Genomic DNA, 2,799 nt, shown 5'->3' on the forward strand with positions numbered 1-2,799 from the left:
TCGCGGCGAAGCTGATGGAACGGCTCGGGCTCTGCTGGCTCAGCGCCAAGTCGAGTTGTCCCGCAGGAATGTCGACGACGGCGGCCCTTCGTGAATCAACTCGACGCGGAACTTTCAACGATGCACGGAGCTGGCCGCCTAGCTATCGGAGGCCACGAATGCGCATAAGCGCACTCCACGGTGCAGGCACCGCTGGGCGCAACGGGGCCGCAAAGCTCGTTGGCAGTCGGGGCGGCAGCCGTTCTTAAAGGCCCCTCAGTGGCCAAAGGAACAGAAACCCACTCCCGAGAACTGCAACGTAAGCGATTCTCCGATCCCACTGTTCCGATGGCTTGATTTTTTCGTTGGATTGAGCGCGAACGCGAGTCGCCCTCGTGATTACGCCGCGAGGCGATCGGCGGAACGCTGTGCTGCCCAACCCCAAGGCATGAGCTCGTCGAGGCGCGATGCAGGCCAGAGATTGACGAGCTTTGTGAGCACGTCGGCGAAGTAGGCTTGCGGATCGACACCATACAGTTTGCAGGTCTCGACAAGTGAGGCGATGGCCGCCCAGTTCTCGGCCCCTTGATCGTGGCCAGCGAACAGCGCGTTTTTCCGATTGAGCACAATCGGACGGATACTTCTTTCCACGATGTTGGTGTCGAGTTCGATGCGACCGTCGTCGAGGAAGCGAACGAGCCCATCCCAATGGTTCAGGCCGTAGCGGATGACTTCGGCAATGACGGACTTCGTCGAGACGCGCGCGAGCTGCTGTTCGAGCCAGGTTTTGAGCGCCAGCACGAGTGGTTTGCTCTTTTCCTGGCGCACGGCGCGGCGCTCATCGGCGCTTTTGCCACGGATCATCTTCTCGATCGCATAGAGCGCGGCGATGCGGTCCAGACCTTCGCTCGCGATCGGCGCCGAACCGCCCTTTGCGATATCGAAGAACTGTCTTCTCAGATGAACCCAACAAAAGGCGAGCGTGATCGCATCGCCGGTCCGTGCGTCATCGGCAATGGTCTTGTAGGCCGCGTAGCCGTCGCACTGAACGATGCCGCGATAGCTCTCAAGCAGCTTCAGCCCGTGGACCGCACCGCGGCCCGGCGCATACGTGTAGGCGACGGCAGGCGGATCGATCCCGCCCCAGGGCCGATCGTCGCGGGCGATCGCCCAGAAGTACCCTTTCTTTGTGCGTCCGCGGCCCGGATCGAGCACCGGCGCCACCGTCTCGTCGACCGCGATCTTGGCCGAGCCCAGAATGAGTTCCCGCAGCCGAAGATACAGCGGCTTGAGCTCCGCGGCCGCATAGCCCACCCAGAATGCCAGCGTCGCGCGTTCGATCGTGATGCCTTGGCTCAGCAACATCTGGGCTTGGCGATAGAGCGGCAAATGCCAAGCATATTTGGCAACCAGGATAGAGGCCACCATCGCCTCGGTCGGCAGCCCGCCCTTGATCAGCCGTTCCAGCGCTGGTGCCTGGACCACGCCCTGTTCGCAGGTCCGGCAGGCGTATTGGGGACGATGCGTCACGATCACCCGATATTGGGCGGGGATGACGTCGAGACGCTCGGCGGTGTCCTCCCCGATGACGTGCATTACGCCATGACAGCATGGACACGCGGCAATCTCGGGTGCGAGCGTGACGTGGATGCGGGGAAGATGGGCCGGCAGCGATCCGCGGTTGGCGCACCGTTTCTTCCTCTGGGCATCGGCCGGGGTTTCCGCCGTGTCTTTCTTGTCCTCTTGCGCATCCTGCTCGGCGATCGTCGTCTCGATATCCTCCAACGCCAATTGCATCTGCTCGTGATCAAGCCGTTCGGACCGCCGCCCAAACTGCGCGCGCTGAAGCTGCCTCAAGAGGTGGTGAAGCCGATCGTTCTGCTCCCTCACGCGCCGGCATTCTTCAATCGCCGCGTCGCGCTCGCTCGACAAACAGCTCACCAGCGCCCGCAAGACGTCGAGATCATCCGGGAGGGCATCGATCGGCATCATCGATACTTGAATCAGATTCGTGCATGTTTTGATATCCAACACGCAATCTTGATTCAATAAGTCGCAGCTCTCACGAGGTCGCTATCGGCCGCGCAACATCCCGTGCGTGCAGACGCGACCAATCCATCCCGTCAACGAGTGCCGCAAGTTGCGGCGCCGTCAGCCGCATCACGCCTTCACTCACCGGTGGCCACCTGAAGGCGCCATGCTCCAGCCGTTTCCAGAACAGAACTAGCCCCGAACCGTCCCACGCCAGAACCTTAAGCCGATCAGCCCGCTTCGACCGGAAGATGAAGATCGTTTCCGAGAACGGGTCGTGCCCCAGCGCCTCACGGACCAGAGCCACAAGGCCATCCGCGCCCTTGCGGAAGTCCACGGGCTTCGTGGCCACCAGCACCTTCACCCCAGCCGCAACCGCGATCATGTCGCCGCCTTCACGGCACGCAGCACATCCCGCAGCCAGCCGAGATCAACGCCTCGTTCCGCGCGAACCACCGCGCCGGCAATCTCGATGGTAATCACCCCGGAGACCGTTACGCCCACCGCCGCGGCAACACCGTCGTCACGGGCTTCCCTCACGATCGGTACAAACATCGGCACCTCGTCGGCCGGCAACGTCAGCAAACCGGCCCGCGCCGCCTTGCGCCAACCAAACAGATGCTGCGGCGACATGTCGTGTCGGCGCGCTACCTCCGACACCACCGCGCCGGGCGCATATGATTCCGCGACGATCCGCCCCTTGGTCGCGACGCTCCAGCGACGCCGGCGCCCCACCCCGACACGGATATCGACTCGACCCCGCGGCTCCGAAGCGTCATCTATATGGTC

General features: G+C 63.0%; 3 protein-coding genes. All 3 read right to left on the reverse strand.

From position 1 onward, the window contains the following. Positions 1–378: 378 nt before the first annotated feature. Positions 379–1,971, reverse strand: a complete 1,593-nt coding sequence (locus VMT30_02620) for an IS66 family transposase (GenBank protein HVQ43835.1) — start codon at positions 1,969–1,971, stop codon at positions 379–381. A 70-nt stretch (positions 1,972–2,041) separates the two neighbouring features. Next, a complete protein-coding gene (gene tnpB / locus VMT30_02625) occupies positions 2,042–2,395 on the reverse strand; it encodes an IS66 family insertion sequence element accessory protein TnpB (GenBank protein HVQ43836.1) in 354 nt (117 codons plus the stop codon). Then, a partial coding sequence (locus tag VMT30_02630; GenBank protein ID HVQ43837.1) for a transposase occupies positions 2,392–2,799 on the reverse strand: 408 nt, incomplete at its 5' end. The genes tnpB and VMT30_02630, both read right to left, overlap by 4 nt.

This window comes from Candidatus Saccharimonadia bacterium (assembly GCA_035544015.1).
Taxonomy (GTDB): domain Bacteria; phylum Patescibacteriota; class Saccharimonadia; order UBA4664; family UBA4664; genus UBA5169.